Here is a 19,585-nt window from a genome sequence, read left to right as displayed (position 1 = left end):
CGTGACCGGACTCATCGCGCTTACCGGGGCGACCGGCTTCATCGGCCGCCACCTGCTCGCCGACCTCACCGCGCGCGGCTACCGGGTCCGCGTGCTGCTGCGCCGGCCCACGACCGTGCCGGAGGGCGCGGCGAGCGCGGTCGTCGGCGACCTGACCCGCCCGATCAACATGGCGGCGGCCCTCAGCGGCGTCGACGCGGTGGTGCACTCGGCCGGCCTCGCCCATGCTATGTCGGGGGCACCGGAGGACGATTACCGCACGCTCAACACCGAGGCGACGCGCCGGCTGGCGGAGGCCGCGGCGCGCGCGAAGGTGCGGCGCTTCGTGTTCCTGTCGTCGATCCGCGCACAGGTCGGGGCGAGCGCGCCGGGCGTAATCGGGGAGGGCGATCCGCCCCGGCCCACCGACGCCTACGGCCGCTCCAAGCTCGAGGCCGAGGCGGCGCTCGCCGAGACCGGCCTGGACTGGGTCGCGCTGCGCCCGGTCCTCGTCTACGGCGCCGGCGTGAAGGGCAACATGGCCGCGCTCCTGCGGCTGGCGCGCAGTCCCTACCCGCTGCCGCTGGGCGGCCTCGCGGCGCGGCGCTCGCTGATCGCGCTGGAGAGCCTGTCGGGTGCCGTGGACGCGGTGCTGGCGGCGCCCGCCCCCCTGAACCGCGCCCTCGTCGCGGCCGACCCGGACCCGCTCAGCCTGCCCGAGATGATCGCGGCCCTCCGACAGGGTCTCGGCCGCGGCCCGGGCCTCGTCCCGGTCCCGGCCGGGCTCCTCCGGCTGGCCTGCCGGCTGACCGGCCGGGACGCGCAGTTCGCCCGCGTCGCCGAGGGTCTCGTCGCCCGCGCCGACGGGCTCGCGTCCCTCGGCTGGCGGCCGGCCGGGCCGACCCGCGACGGGCTCGCCCGGCTGGCCCGCGACGGCGGCTGAACGCGGGGCTGCCTCAGCGGCCCGCGTAGATGTCGGTGATCTTGCCGAGCAGCGACAGGGCGTCCGCCTTCGAGCGCTGGAACGCGTTGCGGCCCACGATCGAGCCGAAGCCGCCGCCCGCCTGGATGGCGCGGATCTCGTCGAGGAAGCTGGCCTCCTCGGCCTGGGCGCCGCCGGAGAAGATCACGATCCGCCGGCCGTTGAAGGCGCACTGCACCACGTGGCGGACGCGCTCGGCCGCCGTGCCGATCGGGATGCCGGTCGATTCGTAGACCTTCTTCGCCGCCGGCTGCTCGATATGGGCCGAGGGCAGCTTCACCTTGATGATGTGGGCGCCGAGCTGCGCGGCGATCTGGGCCGCGTAGCCGATCACGTCGATGGCGGTCTCGCCCTCCTTCGACAGGGCCGAGCCGCGGGCGTAGGACCAGATCACCACGGCGAGGCCGACGCTCTTGGCCTCCTCGGCGATCGCGCGGATCTGCCCGTACATGGCGTTGCGGTGGGCGGAGCCCGGGTAGATCGTGAAGCCGATGGCGCAGGCGCCGAGCCGCAGGGCGTCGGCCACCGAGCCGGTGATCGCCTGCTCGGGATCCTCCTCGTCGGCCAGGAGGTCGTGATCGTTGAGCTTCAGGATGAGCGGGATGCGCCCGGCATAGTCGCGCGCGCCCGCCTCCAGGAAGCCGAGCGGCGCCGCGTAGGCGTTGCACCCCGCCGCCAGGGCCAGCTCGAAATGGTAGTGCGGGTCGTAGGCCGGCGGGTTCGGGCCGAAGCTGCGGGCGGGCCCGTGCTCGAAGCCCTGGTCGACGGGCAGGATCAGCATCTTGCCGGTGCCGCCGAGCTTGCCGTGCTCCAGCATCCGGGCGAGGTTGGTGAGGGTCCCGGGGCTGTCGGCCCCGTACCACGACAGGATCTCGGTGACGCGGGCGGATCGGTCCATCGGGCAGCCTCCTGGCCAGAGACCGTCGCGCCGCGGATCGGGCCGCGGGCCGTGCTGCGGACGGCTCCCGGTCGGAACGGTGCGGGCAAAGCCGAGGTTCCCGCGCGCGGCGCTTTCGGCTAACCGGGCGGGAGCGGGCGCCGCCCGGTCCGGCCGCGCGCGCCCGAACCGGCAGCCCCGAGACCGGCCCACGAGACGCGTCAGAGGTTCGCTCATGCGCAGGCTGATCCTGCTGCGGCACGCCAAGTCCGACCGTCCGCCGGGCGTGGCGGACCACGAGCGCCCGCTCAACGCGCGCGGGAACCGGGCCGCCCCGGCGGTGGGCGCCCACCTCGCGCGGGAGGGCCTGTGCCCGGACCTCGCCCTGGTCTCCACCGCCGCGCGGACCCGCGAGACCTGGGCCGCGATGGAGGCGGCCCTCGGCAGCCCCGAGACGCGCTGGCATTCCGAGATCTACGAGGCGCCGGCGGACCGGATCCTCGGGGTGATCCGGCAGGCGCCCGACGCGGCCGCCACGCTGATCGTCGTCGGCCACAATCCGGGCCTCGGCGACCTCGCCGCAATCCTCGCGGGCTCGGGACCGCGGGCGGCCCGGGACCGGCTGGCCCTGGAATTCCCGACCGCGGCCTTCGTGGTGATCGACTTCGACGGCTACCGCTGGGCGGAGATCGCGCCGGAGCGCGGGCACCTCGACCGGTACGTGCGCCCGCGGGACATCGACCCGGATCTCGGCGGCTGACGCCTCAGGCGACCGGCACCGCCACGGCGTGCGCCTCGACCTCCGCGTGGGTCGGCAGGGGCGAGCCCGGCACGAAGGCCTCGAAGGCCGCCCAGAAATCCTGCCGGATCGCGTCGCGCTCGGTCAGGATCTCGTGCCGGGAATCCGGCAGGACCAGGATATGGCCGGCCTTCAGCCGGGCGGCGAAGCGCTCGGTTTCCGCCGTGCCGCAGACCGGGTCGGCACCCGCCGCGACGATCAGGGTCGGCAGCCCGATCCGCGGCGCCGCCCGCGGGTCGCGCAGCCGCGCCATCGCGCGGAACGCCTCGGCGAGCCACGCGATCGTCGGGTCGCCGACCGCGCCGGCGCCGACCTGCCGCGCCGCCGCGGCGTTGCGGGCGTAGCGGATGGGATCGCGCGACAGGCGGTTGCCGGCGTACGGGTTGGTGGCGATCGAGACCGGCTTGCCGAACGGGATGTAGCGGCTCCCGAGGCCGAGCCGCTGCAGGCCCCGCGACAGGATCGCGGCGCCGGCCGGCCAGCGGACCATCCGGATCGACAGCATCGGCGCCAGGGTCACCAGCCGCCGGAACGGCAGCGCGCCGTCGAGGGCCGCGAGGAGCGCGACGCATCCGCCCATGGAATGCGCGAGGCCGACATGGGGCTCGGGCATCAGCGGCACCAGGATCGTCTCGGCCACCGCCCGCAGGTCGAGCCGGTAATCGTCGAACCGGGCGACGTGGCCCTTGTGGGGGTCGTCGACCCGGCGGTCCGATTCGCCCTGGCCGCGCCAGTCAAACGCCACGACCGCGAAGCCCCGGGCGCGCAACTCGTGGATCGTCTCGTAGTACTTCTCGATGAACTCGGCCCGGCCCTGGAGCAGGCAGACCGTGCCCCGGCAGGTGCGCGCCGTGGTCTGCCAGTAGGCCGCCCGCAGGGTGCAGTCGTCGCGCGTGCCGACGGCGATCAGCGTGCCGCCCGGCGGGACCGGGTTGTCGGGCGTGCTGCGCAGGGTCAGGAGCGGCGGCTCGCGCCCGGTGTCACCGTCGAAGCGTCTCACTGGCCTCACCTCAGCACCTTCGCGCACCGTCCGATACACGCCCGGATGCACTCTGCGACCGTAGCGAAAAAATCTCGTTTCCGACCCTCGCCGGGGGTCTTGAAGCGCGATTTTCCCCCTCCGATATCTCGTCTGTGCCGGCCGTCAGGCGGCACGAGAGACGGGTCCGGCCCATCGGGCGGACCGGAATTGCATGTTGCTCAGACGAGGATATGTCATGCGTCAGTTCGATCTCGCTCCCCTGTACCGCTCCACCGTCGGCTTCGACCGCCTGTTCTCCGCCCTCGACCAGTTCGCGAGCGCCGAGGCGGCCCCGACCTACCCGCCCTACAACATCGAGCGGACCGGCGAGAACGCCTACCGCATCACCGTCGCGGTTGCCGGCTTCACCGAGTCCGACCTGTCGATCGAGGTGCGGGAGAATGCGCTCACGCTGAAGGGCGAGCGCAAGGCCGAGGGCAGGGCGGAGTTCCTGCACCAGGGCATCGCGGCCCGCGCCTTCGAGCGGCGGTTCCAGCTCGCCGACCACGTCCAGGTGACGGGTGCGGCGCTCGAGAACGGCCTCCTCCACATCGACCTCGTCCGCGAGGTTCCGGAGGCGAAGAAGCCCCGTCGCATCGAGATCGCCTCGGCGGCGCGCCCCAGCGCCCCGGTGATCGAGGGCGACGTCCGCAAGGACGCGGTCCAGCAGGCCGCCTGACCCCGCCCCGCGCGGGAACCGTCAGGTCCACATCAGGTACCGATCAGGTTCTTGGAGCGCCCCGGCCCCCGGCCGGGGCGCTTTCTCGTGGCGGCTGTCATAATGGCGTGTGGCCGTCGTGCTCTCTGTCGGATTCGACGGTGCACGGACGCGCACCCGGAGTGAACCCGACGATGGTCGCCAATCTCGCCCGCGGAGCCTACAGCGCGCTCGGAGCCGGCTGGCACAGGGGCGTGCAGTGGGGCGTCGGCGCGCCGATCGCCAAGCTGCGCCGCCGGTCGGTCCCGCTGCCGGGCGTCGCGGGCGCGGGCGGAATCGACGACGTGCTCTCGGCCGAGCGGGCGATCCGCCTGCCCGAGCCGTTCGAGGGCCGCAGCCTCGGCCGCATCGGCAGCCTCGAGGTCCGGCTGGCGACGCGGAAATCGGAGATCCGAAGGGCCCAGCGGCTGCGCTACAAGGTCTTCTACGAGGAGATGTCGGCGGTGCCCTCCGGGCTCGCCGCCCTGTCCCGGCGCGACGTCGACGGCTACGACGCGGTCTGCGACCACCTCCTCGTCCTCGACTACGCGGCGCCGCGGCGGAAGAAGCCCTTCGTCGAGCCGCGCCCGAAGGTCGTCGGCACCTACCGGCTGCTGCGCGGCGAGGTGGCCGAGCGGCATACCGGCTTCTACTCGGAGAGCGAGTACGACCTCGCGCCGCTTCTTGCCACGCAGGGGCACCGGCGGCTCCTGGAGCTCGGCCGCTCCTGCGTGCTCAAGCCCTACCGGAGCAAGCGGACCGTCGAGCTGCTGTGGCAGGGGATCTACGCCTACGTCCTGCACCACCGGATCGACGCGCTGATCGGCTGCGCGAGCCTGGAGGGCACCGATCCGGACCGGCTGGCCCTGCCGCTCGCCTTCCTGCACCACCACGCCCGCGCCCCGGAGGGCTGGCGGGCCCGGGCGCTGCCGGAGCGGGCGGTGGCGATGGACCGGATGCCGCGCGAGGCGGTGGACGCCAAGGCGGCCCTGCAGGCGCTGCCGCCCCTGATCAAGGGATACCTGCGCCTCGGCGCTACCTTCGGCGACGGCGCGGTGATCGACCGCCAGTTCGGAACGACGGACGTGTTCGTCGCGCTGCCGGTCGAGGTGATCGGGGCGCGCTACCGGGGCCATTTCGCGCCGGCCGGGTGAGAGTCGCTCCGGGAACCCCGAGGGTTTGCGCGACGGCGTCCTTGCGAGCGCAGCGAAGCAATCCAGGATCGCCACGCTTCGCAGGGTCGCGCTGCCCTGGGTTGCTTCGCTGCGCTCGCAAGGACGAGGGCGCGGCCGCCCCTCAGAGATCCCCCAGCGCCAGCTGACCCTGGTTGCGCGCCTTCGGCGGCGCGGTCTTGCGCTCCTTGGCCCGCCCGGAGGCGGGGCGCGCGGCGGCCGCCTTCCTGGGCTTCGGGTCGCCGCGCATCCGGGCCACCGCCTTGTCGCGGGCCACGGCCTCCGGGGCGTTCGGGTCGTCGCTCAGCCACTTGCCGCGCTTGATCACCTCGTTCACGCGGCCCTGGTTGACCCCGACCTTGAAGGCGATCTCCTGCTGGGTCATGCCCGTCGTGGCGTGCAGGTCCAGGATCGCCCGGGCGAGTTCCGGGGTCATCTTCTGTCCGGTCAGCCGCCGGGCGGGCTTCACCGTCCGGGTGGCGCGGTCGCGCTCGCGCAGGCGCTCCAGCAGCGCCAGCGCCATGTTCATGCCGTGCTCGCGCAGGGCCTCCTCGAATTCCTTCAGGGTCGCCATCGGCGCCATCCTCCGCCGGGCTCTCGGGCCGGGTGCTGGCCGGGGAACGTGCCGGGAACGAAGCGGTTGCGCAAGCCGATCCGGCGGGTGCCCTCCGCCGCGCCGGTGGATGACACCCGCCATCCACCGGAAATGCGCGGCCCTGGCCTCCCTCCGGCGGCTCCGCTAGAGGGGGCCGGACCGTGACGGCCGCGGGCGCGCAGACGATGATCACCCCGATCCGCAGAATTGTCCCCGGCGAGGCGTCCGGCTCCCGGGCGCGGGGGCTGGGGGCCGCGGCGTTGCTGCTGTTCCCCGATCTGCCCTTCCCGTTCAGCGCGTTCGAGCGCCGGTTCACCGAGCGGCCCTTCGCGGACGGCAGGGCCGAGAACGTCAGAATCCACGGCGAGGCGGCCGAGCTGTGCGGCGCGGCCGGCACGCCGGAGGTGCAGGAGTCCCTGCGCCGACTGCTGATCCGCGTCCGTGCCTTCACCCGGGACCCTCTCGGACCTCGTGATGCACGGTGCCATGGGCGGCCGCTACATGCTGGAGCAGACCGCCTACCTGCCGGTCGCCGCCCAGGCCGACCCCACCTTAAGCCCGCAGCGCATCCTCGCGGCCAAGCTCGGCCGCGCCCGTCGCACCTGAGACAGGAACCGCACCGATGATTCTCGAAATCGCGCAGATCGAGATCAAGCCCGGCCTCGAGGCCGAGTTCGAGAAGGGCATCACCGAGGCCTCGGCGATCTTCAAGCAGGCCAAGGGCTGCCGGCACTTCGAGGTCCGGCGCTCGATCGAGCATCCGCAGCGCTACCGCCTGCTGATCCACTGGGACACGCTGGAGGCCCACACCAAGGACTTCACCGGCTCGCAGCCCTGGCAGGATTACCGCGCCCTGGTCTCCCACTGCTTCGCCGGCCCGGTCGCCGTCGAGCACGCCGAGCAGGTGCTGAAGGCGTTCTGAGCCTCGGCGCGAGGCCGGGCAGGGCCTACAGCGATCCGAAGCGTTGCGAGCCCGACCGCCGGTGCTAGGCTCCGGCGCGACGGGACCCGGGACGAATCATCGGGATTGCAGGTGGGGAACAGGCTGATGGCGCGGCTCGGACGGCTCGCGGGTGCCCTGGCGCTCCTCGGAGGGATCGCCAGCAATCCGGCCCTCGCCCAGACCTCGCCAGCCCTGTCCCCACCTGCGGCCCGCACCGCGCCCCGCCCGGCGACGGCCGTCGCCGCGCCGTTCACCAGGACCTTCGTCCGGGCCGACCTCGCCAGCGCGGCGGTCCGCCTGGAGACCGCGCTGAAGGCGGAGGCCGGCGGCCCGCTGCGGCCCGCCGGCCAGTCCCGCGCGGCCGGGCTGGCCCTGCTCGCCGCCGACAAGCCCGACGAGGCGCTGGCGCCTTTGACCGCCGCGGTGGCGGCCGATCCCGCCGACGCGCGCAACTGGCAGGCCTATGCCCGGGGGGCCGCGGCGGCCCTGGGTGCCCTCGAGGACAACGACTATCAGGGCCGGTCGCGCCTGCGCGGGCGGGTGACGGCCGCCGCCTACCGCGCCTACGAGCGCGCCGGCACGGCGGCCGACGCCGCGGCCGCGCTGGCGGCGCTCGGCGCCGCCGAGGCCGAGCAGGAATCCTGGCGCCCGGCGCTCGACGCCTACGCGGCGAGCCTCGCGCTGGCCGAGACCGGTTCGGTCCGGGAGACCTACGAGACCGTGCGGGCGCAGCATGGCTTCCGCATCCTCGACTACAAGGTCGATTCCGACGCGGCCGCTCCCCGGGCCTGCTTCACCTTCTCGGAGGCGATCCGCCCGAAGACCGACTACGCCCCCTTCGTCGCCGTCTCGGGCAGCAGCGCGGCCGCCGTGACCGGGGAGGGCTCCCAGGTCTGCGTCGACGGGCTCAAGCACGGCGGCCGCTACGCCATCGTGGTCCGCCAGGGCCTGCCCTCGGCGGTGGGCGAGAGCCTGCTCAAGGCCGCCGATTACGAGATCTACGTCCGCGACCGCGCCCCGCAGGTGCGCTTCACCGGGCGCAACTACGTCCTGCCGCGGACGGGCCAAGCGGGCGTGCCCCTGATCTCGGTGAACGCGCCGAAGCTCGACGTCGAGGTTCTGCGGATCGGCGACCGCGGCCTGCTGCCGACCCTGCGGTCGGAGGACTTCCTGGGCCAGCTCAGCGGGTCCACCGCCCGGACGATCGCGTCCGAGAAGGGGCAGCGCGTCTGGAAGGGCACCCTCGACACCGCCAAGGCCGAGTTGAACCAGGAGGCCATCACCGCCTTCCCGGTCCTCCAGGCCGTGGGCAAGCTCGAGCCCGGCCTCTACGTGATGCTGGCCCGCCCCTCCGGCACGGCCGCCTCCGACGAGGAGTACGACACCCAGGCGACCCAGTGGTTCGTGGTCTCCGACCTGGGGCTCACCGCCACCAAGGGCCGGGACGGCGTCACCGTGGTCCTGCGCTCGCTCGCCTCCGCGCAGGTGATGCCGGGCGCCGAGATCCGGCTGGTCGCCCGCAACAACGAGGTGCTGGGCACCCGGACCACGGACGCGCAGGGCCACGTCGCCTTCGATCCCGGGCTCGCCCGCGGGGAGGGCGGTCTGGTGCCGAGCCTCGTGGTCGCCCAGGCGGGCGGCGATTACGGCTTCCTCGACCTCAACCTCGGCGCCTTCGACCTCACCGACCGCGGCGTGAAGGGACGGCCCGAGACCGGCGGCCTCGACGCCTACCTGTTCCCGGAGCGCGGGGTCTACCGCACGGGCGAGACCGTCCAGCTCACCGCCCTGCTGCGCGACCCCCGCGGCGCCGCCGTGCCGGACCTGCCGCTGACCCTGGTGGTCAAGCGGCCGGACGGCGTCGAGTACCGGCGCGTCTCGGTGCCCGACCAGGGGCTCGGCGGCCGGGCCCTGCCGCTGCCGCTCCTGTCGGGGGCGATGCACGGCACGTGGCGGGTCTCCGCCTACACGGACCCGAAGTCGCCCGCGATCGGCGAGACCAGCTTCCTCGTTGAGGATTACGTCCCCGAGCGGCTGGAGGTGACCCTCAAGGCCCGGCAGGCGGCCCTGAACCGGGGCGAGGCCGCGCAGGTCGACGTCGCCGCCCGCTACCTCTACGGCGCCCCGGGCTCCGATCTCGACGTGTCGGGCAGCGTGACCGTGCAGGCGGCGGCCACCAGCGGCATCAAGGGACTGGAGACTTATTCCATCGGTCTCGACGACGAGGCCGTGGAGCCGACGACCCAGGAGTTGCAGGAACACGCCACCACGAACGCGCAGGGCGCCGCCACCGTCACGGTGCCGGTGCCCCAGGTCGCGGCGCCGCGGGCGCTGGAGGCGAAGATCACGCTGGCGGTCGGCGAGCCCGGAGGCCGGGCGCTGTCGCGCAGCCTGACCCTGCCGATCCTCCCGGCGAGCCCGGTCCTCGCCCTGCGCAAGGGCTTCACCGACCTCAAGGAGGGCGGGATCGCCGGCTTCGACGTGGTGTTCGCGCGCCCCGACGGGGCGCTCGTTGCCCGGCCGGGCGTGAGCTGGACCCTGTCGCGGATCGACTCCTCCTACCAGTGGTACCGGGCGGACGGGCGCTGGTCGTTCGAGGCGGTGAAGTCCGCCCGGCGCGTCGCCAGCAGCACCGTCGACCTCACGGCCGCCGGCCCGAGCCGGATCGAGGCGCCGGTCGGCCTCGGCCGCTACCGGCTGGAGGTCTCGACCGCGGGCGCTCCGGAGGCGGGTGCGAGCCTCGGCTTCGAGGTGGGCTGGGGCGGCTCCGAGACCGCGGAGGCGCCCGACCTGCTCGACCTGACCCTCGACAAGGCCGCCTACGCCGCCGGCGACACGCTGCGGGCCAAGCTCAGCCCGAAGTTCAAGGGTCAGGCCAGCCTGATGGTCGTCAGCGACCGCGTGCACCAGACCCTGGAGGTCAGCGTGCCGGAGGGCGGCACCACGGTCAGCATCCCGGTGAAGGCCGAGTGGGGCGCCGGTGCCTACCTGGTGGCCACCGCCTACCGGCCCCTCGACCAGGCGGCCAAGCGCCTGCCCGGCCGGGCGCTGGGTCTGGCGTGGTTCTCGGTGGACCGGGAGCGCCGCAGCCTCGGGGTCGCCCTGAAGGCGCCGGAGCGGGCGCGCCCGCGCCAGGACCTGACCCTGCCGGTCCAGCTCACCGGGCTGAAGGCCGGCGAGCCGGCGCGGATCACCGTGGCGCTGGTCGATGTCGGCATCCTCAACCTGACCCGCTACGCGGCGCCGGACCCGACCCAGTACTTCCTCGGCCAGCGGGCGCTCGGACCGGAGGTCCGCGACCTCTACGGCTACCTGATCGACGGCATGCAGGGCTCGGCCGGGGCGATCCGCTCCGGCGGCGACGCGGGCGGCGGCGAACTCGCCGATTCCCCGCCGACCCAGGCGCCGCTGGCGCTCTATTCCGGCGTGGTGACCGTGGGGTCGGACGGCGCGGCCAGCGTCACCTTCCCGATCCCGGCCTTCAACGGCACCGGCCGCGTCATGGTCACCGCCTGGAGCGGCGACCGGGTCGGGCAGGCCCAGGCCGACGTGATCATCCGCGACCCGGTCGTGCTCAGCGCCACGCTGCCGCGCTTCCTCGACACCGGCGACCGCTCGCGCCTGTTCGTGGCCCTCGACAACGTCGAGGGGCAGGCGGGCGAGTACACGGTCGACCTGAGCCCGACCGGCCCTGTGGTGGTCGGCGCGAGCGCGCTGCGCCAGACGCTGCGGCTGGAGGCCGGCGCGAAGGGCCAGTTCGCGATCCCCCTCACCGCCGCCGGACCCGGCACGGCCCGGCTCGACCTCGCCCTGTCGGGGCCGGGCCTCCCGGCCGCACTCAACCAGAGCTTCGCCCTCGGGATCTCGCCGGGGACCGGCGCCCTGCTGCGCCGCTCGGTGCGCAGCCTCGCCCCGGGGGCGAACCTGACGCTGACCTCGGACCTCCTCGCCGACCTGCAGCCAGGCACCGGCAGCGTCTCGCTCTCGGCCACGGCCCTGCCGGGGGTCGACGTGGCGGCCCTGCTCCGGGCGCTCGACCGCTACCCCTACGGCTGCTCCGAGCAGGTGGTGAGCCGGGCGATGCCGCTGCTCTACGTCAACAAGCTCGCGGCCCTGGAGAAGCTCGCCCTCGACAACGGCGCCGACGAAAGGGTGCGCGAATCGATCGAGCGCCTGCTCGCCCGCCAGGATTCGAGCGGCGATTTCGGCCTGTGGTCGGCGCAGGGGTCGAGCGACCTCTGGCTCGACGCCTACGTGACCGACTTCCTGACCCGCGCCCGCGAGCGCAACTTCGCGGTGCCGCAGAAGGCCTTCGCCCAGGCCCTCGACTACCTGCGCAACGCGGTGACCAACGCCACCGAGGTGCGCAACGGCGGCGCCGACCTCGCCTACGCGGCCTACGTGCTCGCCCGGAACGGCCGGCCGGTGATGGGCGACCTGCGCTACCTCGCCGACACCAAGATCGGCGACTTCTCCTCCGCCCTCGGGCGCGCGCAGCTCGCCGCCGCCCTGGCGCTGCTCGGCGACCGCGGCCGGGCCGCCAAGACCATGGAATCGGCGCTCACGGTCCTGCGCGCCGAGCGCGACAAGGGTGTCTACCGCGCCGATTACGGCTCCCGCCTGCGCGACGGGGCCGGGCTCATCACCCTGGCCGCCGAGAGCGGGCTGGCGCAGGGGGCGCTGGGCCCCGCGGCTTCCGCGCTCGGCGAGGAGCAGCAATCCGAGCGCTCGACGAGCACGCAGGAGAATGCCTGGCTGGTGCTCGCCGCCGAGAGCCTGTCGAACGAGGCGGGCGCCCTCTCGTTCACCCTGGACGGCGCCCCGCAGACCGGGATGCTGGCGCGGGTCTACCGGGAGGCGGCCCTGGCCGACCGGGGCGTTCAGCTCACCAATACCGGCCGCGCGCCTGTGCAGGTGGCCGTGACCGTCAACGGCAGCCCCCTGGTGCCGGAGCCGGCGGCGCAGCAGGGCTACACGATCGAACGCAGCTTCCGCCGTCTCGACGGCAGCACCGTCGATCCGGCGAGCGGCCTGCGCCAGAACGACCGGTTGGTGGTGGTGCTCAAGGTCACCGAGGCCAAGGCGGAGGCGGCGCGGCTCCTGCTGGTCGATCCGCTGCCGGCGGGGCTGGAGATCGACAATCCGAAGCTCCTAGACGCCGACGCGCTCCAGGGGCTCGCCTTCGCCAAGTCTGACGTGCAGCCGGTCCACACCGAGTTCCGGGACGACCGCTTCGTGGCGGCCTACGACCGCGACCCGAGCCAGTCGGCCTTCTTCACCGTGGCCTACACGGTGCGTGCGGTCTCGCCCGGGACCTACGTGCATCCCGGCGCCACCGTTGAGGACATGTACCGGCCGGCGCGGTTCGGCCGGACCGCCTCGGGCAGCGTGACGGTGGGGGCGGCGAAGTAGGGCGGGCGTTCGGACGCTTCGATCGGTGCTCCCGCCCGTCATCGCGAGCGGAGCGAAGCGACCCAGCGCAGCGCGCCACCGGTGAACGTAGCGCTGCCCTGGATTGCTTCGCTCCGCTCGCAAGGACGGGGGTGCGGAGGCCGTCGTCCGGGGTTCAGCCTCGGACGCGGCGGAGCAACCCGCTGCGCCGGGCTGCTGCGTTGCGGCGGGCACATGGTGCGCTGCGGAACCGCCGCGAGCGCCCACCCATTCCTCCAGGTCCCGTTCGGAACCCGTGGAGCGATGCCCGATGCCGGACCTCGACGCGCTCGCCCGCTCCGCAGCTCGCGCGCTGGCCTACCTGCCGTGGTGGGCCGAGAGCCTGATCCTCATCGTCGCCTGCTGCGCCGTGGTGATGCCCCTGCACGGGATCGTCTACCGGGCGATGAAGCGGGCGGTCGCGACCAAGAGCCTGTTCTGGCGCTCGTTGGTGTCGCGCACCCGCGGGCCGAGCCGCCTCGGCCTAATCGTCGTGGCGATCAGCCTCGCCTCGACCACCGTGCACCTGTCCTGGGAGGTGCGGATCGCCCTCAACCAGATCCTGCTGGTGGCCTTCGTGACGCTGACTGGCTGGTGCTGCGCCACCGCGCTGCACATCGCCACGGTGATCTACCTGCGGCGGTTCAAGCTCGACGCCGAGGACAACCTCCTGGCGCGCAAGCACTTCACCCAGATGCGCATCCTGGAGCGGGCGGGCGTGACGCTGGTGGCGCTCGTCACCCTGTCGGTGGCGCTGATGACCTTCGAGCCGGTGCGCCAGTACGGCGTCAGCCTGCTCGCCTCGGCGGGTGCGGCGGGCCTCGTCCTCGGTCTCGCCATGCAGCCGGTCCTGTCGAACCTCGTGGCCGGTATCCAGATCGCCATCACGCAGCCGATCCGGATCGAGGACGCGATCATCGTCGAGAACGAGTGGGGCTGGGTCGAGGAGATCACCGCGACCTACGTGGTGGTCCGCCTCTGGGACTGGCGCCGGCTGGTCCTGCCGCTGACCTACTTCATCCAGAAGCCGTTCCAGAACTGGACCCGCGACGGCGCCTCGCTGATCGGCAGCGTGTTCGTCTACGTCGACCACCGGGCGCCGGTCGCGGCGATGCGCGAGAAGCTCGCCGAGATCGCCAGGGCCACGCCCCTGTGGGACGGCAAGGTGGTCAACCTTCAGGTCTCGGACGCGAAGGAAGCGACGATCGAGATCCGAATGCTGGTGAGCGCCCGCAACGCGCCCCAGGCCTGGGACCTGCGCTGCGTGGTCCGCGAGGCGATGATCACGTGGCTTCAGGCCGAGCACCCGGAGGCCCTGCCGCGGCACCGCACGGAATGGGTCGGGGCCGCGGAGATGCCGCTTCGCCGTGCGGAGGAGCGGCGGTTTGCGGCGTGAGCCACCTCGTCATCGCGAGCGCAGCGAAGCGACCCAGGGCTGCGCGCCATCTGTGCGCGTGGCGCTACTCTGGATTGCTTCGCTGCGCTCGCAAAGACGGGTGTCAGTCGTCGGCGCCCGCGTAGAAACTCTCCACGCCGATGCCTTCCTCCTGCATCAGCCGGGCGCGGGCGCGCAGCTTCTCGGTCTCGCTCTTGAGCTGGCCGCAGGCCGCCAGGATGTCCCGGCCGCGGGGCGTGCGCACCGGCGAGGCGTAGCCGGCGTTGAACACGATCTCGGAGAAGCGCTCGATCCGGTCCCAGTCCGAGCACTCGTAGCGGCTGCCCGGCCAGGGGTTGAACGGGATCAGGTTGATCTTGGCCGGTATGCCCTTGAGCAGGCGGACCAGCTCCCGCGCGTCCGCGTCCGAATCGTTGACGCCCTTCAGCATCACGTACTCGAAGGTGATCCGGCGGGCGTTGCTCAGGCCCGGATAGGCCCGGCAGGCCGCGAGCAGCTCGGCGATCGGGTATTTCCGGTTGAGCGGCACCAGCTCGTCGCGCAGGTCGTCGCGCACGGCGTGCAGCGAGATCGCCAGCATGGCGTTGGCCTGCTCGCCGAGCCGCGGGATCTGCGGCACGACCCCCGAGGTCGAGACCGTGATCCGGCGGCGCGAGAGGCCGAGGCCCTCCTGATCCGACATCACCCCGACCGCGTCGACCACGGCGTCGAGGTTGTAGAGGGGCTCGCCCATGCCCATGAACACGATGTTGGTCACGAGCCGGCCGACCTCGCCGGAGCCGCCGGCGTCGCGGCTCGGCATCTGGCCAGGCCAGTCGCCGAGTTCGTCGCGGGCGGTGACGAGCTGCTGGACGATCTCGGCCGCGGACAGGTTGCGCACGAGGCGCTGCGTGCCGGTGTGGCAGAACGAGCAGGTCAGCGTGCAGCCGACCTGGGAGGACACGCACAGCGTGCCCCGGTCCGGACCGGGAATGTAGACGCACTCGATCTCGGCGCCGCGATTGTGCTCCTGCCGGTTGGTCGGCGCCATGCGCAGCAGCCACTTGCGGGTGCCGTCGCGCGAGACCTGCCGGCTCGCCACCTCCGGCCGCTCCAGGGTGAAGTGCTCGGCGAGCTGCGCCTTCAGCGCCTTGCCGACATTGGTCATCTCGGCGAAGTCGGACGCCCCGCGGAAATTGACCCAGTGCCAGACCTGGCCGGCGCGCATCCGGCTCTCGCGCTCGGGCACGCCCATGCCGATGAGCTGCGCCTTGAGGGCGTCGCGGGTCAGGCCGACCAGCGAGGGGCGTCGGCCGGGCAGCGCCTCGGGGAGGAGATCCGGCGCCTTCTCGATCGCGGCATCGGCCGCGCGGGCGCTGTCGAGCGACGGCGTCGCCATGGCGTTCAAACGATCCATACGTTGGAAAGGGTCTGATATAGGCGATCGCGGCGGCGAAGGCGAATGCGTGCCGCCCACAGGGGCCCTGACGGAGAGCCATGGCGACCGACACCCGAGCCGGGCAGGCGATCTACAATCCGCGGACGCTGCAGATCTACGACCTTGTCGTGCTGCGCCTGTCGAACCCGCTGATCTGGCGCTGCCCCACGGCGCGGATCCTGGATCTCTACGACCGGCACGCGGGCCTCGCGCATCTCGACGTCGGGGTCGGGACCGGCTGGTACCTCGACCGATGCCGGTTCCCGGCGCCCGCGCCGCGGGTCGGCCTGATGGACCTCAACGCCGACAGCCTCGCCTTCGCGGCCGACCGGATCGCGCGCTACCGGCCCGAGACCTACCGGGTCGACGTGCTCGGTGCGCCGGCCAGCGGCATCGCGCCGTTCGACTCGATCGGGATGACCTACCTGCTGCACTGCCTGCCGGGCGACATCGCCGCCAAGGCGAAGGCCTTCGACACGGTGCGACCGTGCTTGGCCGACGACGGCGTGGTGTTCGGCGCCACGATCCTGTCGGGCGGCGTCCCGACCACGGGCGCGGCGCGGGCGCTGATGCGGGTCTACAACCGAAAAGGGGTGTTCTCGAACGCCGCCGACACGCTGCCGGCGCTACGCGCGGCGCTGGACCGGCGGTTCCGGTCGGTCGAGATCACAGTCGTCGGCTGCGTGGCGCTGTTCGTCGCGCGGGAGCCGCGCTGATCCATTCGCCGTCTTTGCGAGCGGAGCGAAGCAATCCAGCGGCGCCACGCCCGCCGAGCTCGAGCCGCCCTGGATTGCTTCGCTGCGCTCGCAAAGACGGGCACGAAAAAGGGCGCCCGCGGGCGCCCTCATCCAATGTGCCGAGTCTCAAAAGAGTCAGGCGGCGGCGGTCTTCACCGGCACGCCCTTCTCGGACAGGAAGGTCTGCAGCTCGCCCGACTGGAACATCTCGCGGGTGATGTCGCAGCCGCCGACGAACTCGCCCTTCACGTAGATCTGCGGGATGGTCGGCCAGTTCGAGAACGCCTTGATGCCCTCGCGGATCTCCTGATCGGCCAGGACGTTCACGCCCTTGAACGGCACGCCGAGGTAGTTGAGGATCTGCACCACCTGCCCCGAGAAGCCGCATTGCGGCATCTGCGGTGTGCCCTTCATGAACACCACCACGTCCTGGGAGGCGATCTCGTTCTGGATGGTCGTGTTAGCGTCGGTCATCGCTCTGTCCTTGCTTGTCGCTTGTATGTGAGGCCTGAATCAGCGGCGCGCAACCGACGCGGCGATCGTACGAAGTGCGCGCTCTATGTCGAAAGTCTCGGTCAGCAGATCCTCAGGACGGAACGGGCAGGCTTCCGGCAGTCCCGGGAGCAGCGCGTTCCCATAGGCGCTAAGACCAGCCTCGGCCGCCGTGACGGCCGATTTCCAGATCCTGTTCCAGTTCAGCCTTTGTCGCATCGACGCTTCGTAGGTGTTCCAGGCGGTGATCTGGAAGGTCGCGATCTCCTCCCGCCAGTGCAGGCTGGCCGGTGCGAGCGGGGCGGATGCGCGCTTGAGGAGGTGGGCGAGCGTCTGGATCAGCAGACCTTCGACTGCCCTCAGATGCGAACGCCCAACGCTCTCAATCTCCTCGGCAACGTTCTCCCAATCGACTGCGTTCGACAGCTCAGGTCGTTCGGCCAGCGCGCGCAGGGCGGCCGCCTGCTCCTCGGCCCAGGTCACGATGTCGTCGTCGTAGAGACCCGGTCGATCCATCGGGAGCGCTCCCGCCAGAAGGCTCAATCCTGCGGGACGCCCGTGGTCAGCGCAAGGGCGTGGAGCACGCCGCCCATCCGGCCCTGGAGGGCGCCGTAGACCATCTGGTGCTGCGCCACCCGGGTCTTGCCCTTGAAGGCCGCCGACAGGACGGTGGCGGCGTAGTGGTCGCCGTCGCCCGCGAGGTCGCGGATCTCCACCTGCGCGTCCGGCAGGGCCTCGCGGATCATGCGCTCGATCTCGCCCGCATCCATCGGCATCGGGAAACTCCTCGTCAGAACGGGGCTCAGGCGGCCGGCGCGGCCGGCTGGCTCGCCATGTAGTCGGGCAGCCAGCCCTCGTGCGCCGCATTCAGGTCGGCGAGCGATATGGTCTCGCCGCCCGGCAGGGTCAAACGGTCGGAGCCCGCGACGCCGACCGAGGCCGCGGCCACGCCCTGTGCCGCGGCGGCCGAGAGGAGATCGGTGGCCGCCTCCGGCCGCACCGCCAGCAGGTAGCGGCCCTGGTCCTCGCCGAAGAGGTAGGCGTGGGCCGGCAGGTCCACCGGCACGTCGGAGAGCGCCGCGCCGATCCGGCCCGCCATCGCCATCTCGGCGAGTGCCACGGCGAGGCCGCCATCCGCGAGGTCGTGGACCGTGTCGACGGTGCCCGCCTGGATCAGGCCGCGGACGAAGTCGCCGTTGCGGCGCTCCAGCGCGAGGTCGACGGGCGGCGGCGCGCCCTCCTCGCGGCCCTCGATCACCGACAGGTAGGACGACTGGCCGAGCCAGCCCTCGCTCGCCCCGATCAGCACCAGCACGTCGCCTTCGCGCTTCAGGGCGATGGTCGCGTGGCGCGCCACGTCGTCCAGCACGCCGACGCCGCCGATGGTCGGGGTCGGCAGGATGCCGACGCCGTTGGTCTCGTTGTAGAGCGAGACGTTGCCCGACACGACCGGGAAGTCGAGCGCCCGGCAGGCCTCGCCGATGCCCTGGAGGCAGCCGACGAGCTGGCCCATCACCTCGGGCTTCTCGGGGTTGCCGAAGTTCAGGTTGTCGGTGATGGCCAGCGGCTTGGCGCCGACCGCGGTGATGTTGCGCCACGCCTCGGCCACGGCCTGCCGGCCGCCCTCGACCGGGTCGGCCTCGCAGTAGCGCGGGGTGACGTCGCAGGTGAGCGCCAGCCCCTTCGGCCCGTCCTCGACCCGCACGATGGCGGCGTCGCCGCCGGGCTTCTGGACGGTGTTGCCTAGGATGAAGTGGTCGTACTGCTCGAACACCCAGCGCTTCGAGGCGAGGTCGGGTGAGCCGACGAGGCGCCTCAGCGCGTCGGTGAGCGAGGCCGGGGCCGACACATCGGCGGCCGCGATCACCGGCTGGTGCGTGTTGGCGAGGTGCGGCCGGTCGTAGAGCGGGGCCTCGTCGCCCAGTTCCTTGATCGGCAGGTCGGCCACGGTCTCACCGTGCCATTTGATCACGAAGCGCACCGTGTCGGTGGTCCGGCCGATGACCGCGAAGTCGAGCCCCCACTTCACGAAGATGGCTTCGGCCTCGGCCTCCATGCCGGGCTTGAGCACCATGAGCATGCGCTCCTGGCTCTCCGAGAGCATCATCTCGTAAGGCGTCATGCCCTCCTCGCGAGCCGGCACCTTGTCGATGTCGAGCTCGACGCCGAGGTCACCCTTGGCGCCCATCTCCACCGCCGAGCAGGTGAGGCCCGCCGCGCCCATGTCCTGGATGGCGATGACCGCGCCGGAGGCCATCAGCTCTAGGCAGGCCTCCAGCAGCAGCTTCTCGGCGAAGGGGTCGCCGACCTGCACGGTCGGGCGCTTCGACTCGGATTCCTCGTCGAACTCGGCCGACGCCATGGTGGCGCCGTGGATGCCGTCGCGGCCGGTCTTGGAGCCGAGATAGACGATCGGGTTCCCGACGCCGGCGGCGGCCGCGTAGAAGATGCCGTCGGTGCGGGCGAGCCCCACCGCCATGGCGTTGACTAGGATGTTGCCGTCATAACGCTTGTGGAAGCCGGTCAGGCCGCCGACGGTCGGCACGCCGAAGGAGTTGCCGTAGCCGCCGACGCCCGCGACCACGCCCGAGACGAGGGCGCGCGTGCGCGGATGGTTGGGGGAGCCGAAGCGCAGGGCGTTGAGCGCCGCGATCGGCCGCGCGCCCATGGTGAAGACGTCGCGCAGGATGCCGCCCACGCCGGTCGCCGCGCCCTGGTAGGGCTCGATGTAGCTCGGGTGGTTGTGGCTCTCCATCTTGAAGACGCAGGCGTGGCCGTCGCCGATGTCGATGACGCCCGCGTTCTCGCCCGGCCCCTGGATCACCCACGGCGCCGAGGTCGGCAGCCCGCGCAGGTGCTTGCGGGAGGACTTGTAGGAACAGTGCTCGTTCCACATCGCCGAGACGATGCCGAGCTCGGTCAGCGTCGGGTCGCGCCCGATCAGGCCGCGGAAGCGCTCGTACTCGTCCGGCGTCAGGCCGTGCTGGGCCACGAGCTCGGGGGTGATCGGAACGTCGTTGCGGAACATGGGCGGTCTCGACGAGGGCG

Annotated in this window: 16 protein-coding genes and 1 pseudogene; 9 read left to right on the top strand and 8 right to left on the bottom strand. The window is 72.5% G+C overall.

The annotated features are described in order from the left end of the window. Position 1 precedes the first annotated feature (1 nt). Entirely contained in the window at positions 2-922 is a 921-nt protein-coding gene (locus BMY19_RS21050; protein ID WP_100252841.1) for an NAD-dependent epimerase/dehydratase family protein, read from the top strand. A 13-nt stretch (positions 923-935) separates the two neighbouring features. Here BMY19_RS21050 and BMY19_RS21045 read toward each other — a convergent pair whose 3' ends face one another. Next, a complete protein-coding gene (locus BMY19_RS21045) occupies positions 936-1,859 on the bottom strand; it encodes a class I fructose-bisphosphate aldolase (RefSeq protein ID WP_020092444.1) in 924 nt (307 codons plus the stop codon). Positions 1,860-2,073: 214 nt separating this feature from the next. On the opposite strand from BMY19_RS21045, the gene BMY19_RS21040 reads away from it, so the two are divergent. Next, positions 2,074-2,598 (top strand): SixA phosphatase family protein, encoded by a 525-nt coding sequence (locus tag BMY19_RS21040; RefSeq protein ID WP_100252840.1) that lies wholly within the window; start codon positions 2,074-2,076, stop codon positions 2,596-2,598. Between the two features lie 4 nt (positions 2,599-2,602). Here BMY19_RS21040 and BMY19_RS21035 read toward each other — a convergent pair whose 3' ends face one another. Beyond that, the gene (locus BMY19_RS21035) at positions 2,603-3,637 is read right to left on the bottom strand and encodes an alpha/beta fold hydrolase (protein WP_056523499.1); all 1,035 of its coding nucleotides are present in this window, start codon (positions 3,635-3,637) and stop codon (positions 2,603-2,605) included. Between the two features lie 217 nt (positions 3,638-3,854). Between BMY19_RS21035 and BMY19_RS21030 the strand changes: the two genes are divergently transcribed. Both BMY19_RS21030 and BMY19_RS21025 read left to right on the top strand, forming a co-directional pair. Further along, the gene (locus BMY19_RS21030; RefSeq protein ID WP_042673074.1) at positions 3,855-4,337 is read left to right on the top strand and encodes an Hsp20 family protein; all 483 of its coding nucleotides are present in this window, start codon (positions 3,855-3,857) and stop codon (positions 4,335-4,337) included. Between the two features lie 173 nt (positions 4,338-4,510). After that, positions 4,511-5,509, top strand: a complete 999-nt coding sequence (locus tag BMY19_RS21025; RefSeq protein ID WP_100252839.1) for a l-ornithine N(alpha)-acyltransferase — start codon at positions 4,511-4,513, stop codon at positions 5,507-5,509. Between the two features lie 142 nt (positions 5,510-5,651). Here BMY19_RS21025 and BMY19_RS21020 read toward each other — a convergent pair whose 3' ends face one another. Further along, positions 5,652-6,101 carry an RNA polymerase subunit sigma-70 gene (locus BMY19_RS21020; RefSeq protein ID WP_100252838.1) on the bottom strand — a complete coding sequence of 150 codons (450 nt, stop codon included), beginning with the start codon at positions 6,099-6,101 and terminating at the stop codon, positions 5,652-5,654. Between the two features lie 206 nt (positions 6,102-6,307). Here BMY19_RS21020 and BMY19_RS21015 point away from each other — a divergent pair. From BMY19_RS21015 to BMY19_RS21000, 4 genes and pseudogenes are all read left to right on the top strand, one after another. After that, positions 6,308-6,728 (top strand): annotated as a pseudogene (locus tag BMY19_RS21015) (Kdo hydroxylase family protein). A 16-nt stretch (positions 6,729-6,744) separates the two neighbouring features. Beyond that, positions 6,745-7,044, top strand: a complete 300-nt coding sequence (locus tag BMY19_RS21010) for an antibiotic biosynthesis monooxygenase family protein (RefSeq protein ID WP_010685588.1) — start codon at positions 6,745-6,747, stop codon at positions 7,042-7,044. Between the two features lie 126 nt (positions 7,045-7,170). Next, positions 7,171-12,477 carry an alpha-2-macroglobulin family protein gene (locus tag BMY19_RS21005; RefSeq protein WP_100252837.1) on the top strand — a complete coding sequence of 1,769 codons (5,307 nt, stop codon included), beginning with the start codon at positions 7,171-7,173 and terminating at the stop codon, positions 12,475-12,477. 289 nt (positions 12,478-12,766) lie between these two features. Further along, the gene (locus tag BMY19_RS21000) at positions 12,767-13,891 is read left to right on the top strand and encodes a mechanosensitive ion channel family protein (protein WP_100252836.1); all 1,125 of its coding nucleotides are present in this window, start codon (positions 12,767-12,769) and stop codon (positions 13,889-13,891) included. Between the two features lie 103 nt (positions 13,892-13,994). Here the strand turns inward: BMY19_RS21000 and rlmN are convergent, their stop codons facing one another. Continuing rightward, on the bottom strand, positions 13,995-15,269 hold the full coding sequence (rlmN, locus tag BMY19_RS20995) for a dual-specificity RNA methyltransferase RlmN (RefSeq protein ID WP_041372269.1): 1,275 nt from the start codon (positions 15,267-15,269) through the stop codon (positions 13,995-13,997). A 98-nt stretch (positions 15,270-15,367) separates the two neighbouring features. Between rlmN and BMY19_RS20990 the strand changes: the two genes are divergently transcribed. Then, on the top strand, positions 15,368-16,024 hold the full coding sequence (locus BMY19_RS20990; protein WP_100252835.1) for a class I SAM-dependent methyltransferase: 657 nt from the start codon (positions 15,368-15,370) through the stop codon (positions 16,022-16,024). 156 nt (positions 16,025-16,180) lie between these two features. Here the strand turns inward: BMY19_RS20990 and grxD are convergent, their stop codons facing one another. The 4 genes from grxD to purL are packed head-to-tail and all read right to left on the bottom strand — an operon-like array spanning position 16,181 to position 19,565. Continuing rightward, positions 16,181-16,519, bottom strand: coding sequence for a Grx4 family monothiol glutaredoxin (grxD, locus tag BMY19_RS20985; protein WP_010685583.1), 339 nt, complete (start codon positions 16,517-16,519; stop codon positions 16,181-16,183). A 39-nt stretch (positions 16,520-16,558) separates the two neighbouring features. After that, positions 16,559-17,053: a DUF29 domain-containing protein gene (locus tag BMY19_RS20980; RefSeq protein ID WP_100252834.1), complete on the bottom strand. Its 495-nt coding sequence runs from the start codon at positions 17,051-17,053 to the stop codon at positions 16,559-16,561. Positions 17,054-17,076: 23 nt separating this feature from the next. Beyond that, a complete protein-coding gene (locus tag BMY19_RS20975) occupies positions 17,077-17,313 on the bottom strand; it encodes a BolA family protein (protein ID WP_007568343.1) in 237 nt (78 codons plus the stop codon). Positions 17,314-17,339: 26 nt separating this feature from the next. After that, entirely contained in the window at positions 17,340-19,565 is a 2,226-nt protein-coding gene (gene purL / locus BMY19_RS20970) for a phosphoribosylformylglycinamidine synthase subunit PurL (RefSeq protein WP_100252833.1), read from the bottom strand. Between the last annotated feature and the right edge of the window lie 20 nt (positions 19,566-19,585).

Source organism: Methylobacterium sp. UNC300MFChir4.1 (assembly GCF_900110155.1).
Classification (GTDB): Bacteria; Pseudomonadota; Alphaproteobacteria; order Rhizobiales; family Beijerinckiaceae; genus Methylobacterium.
This window is presented reverse-complemented; position numbering and strand designations above follow the sequence as displayed.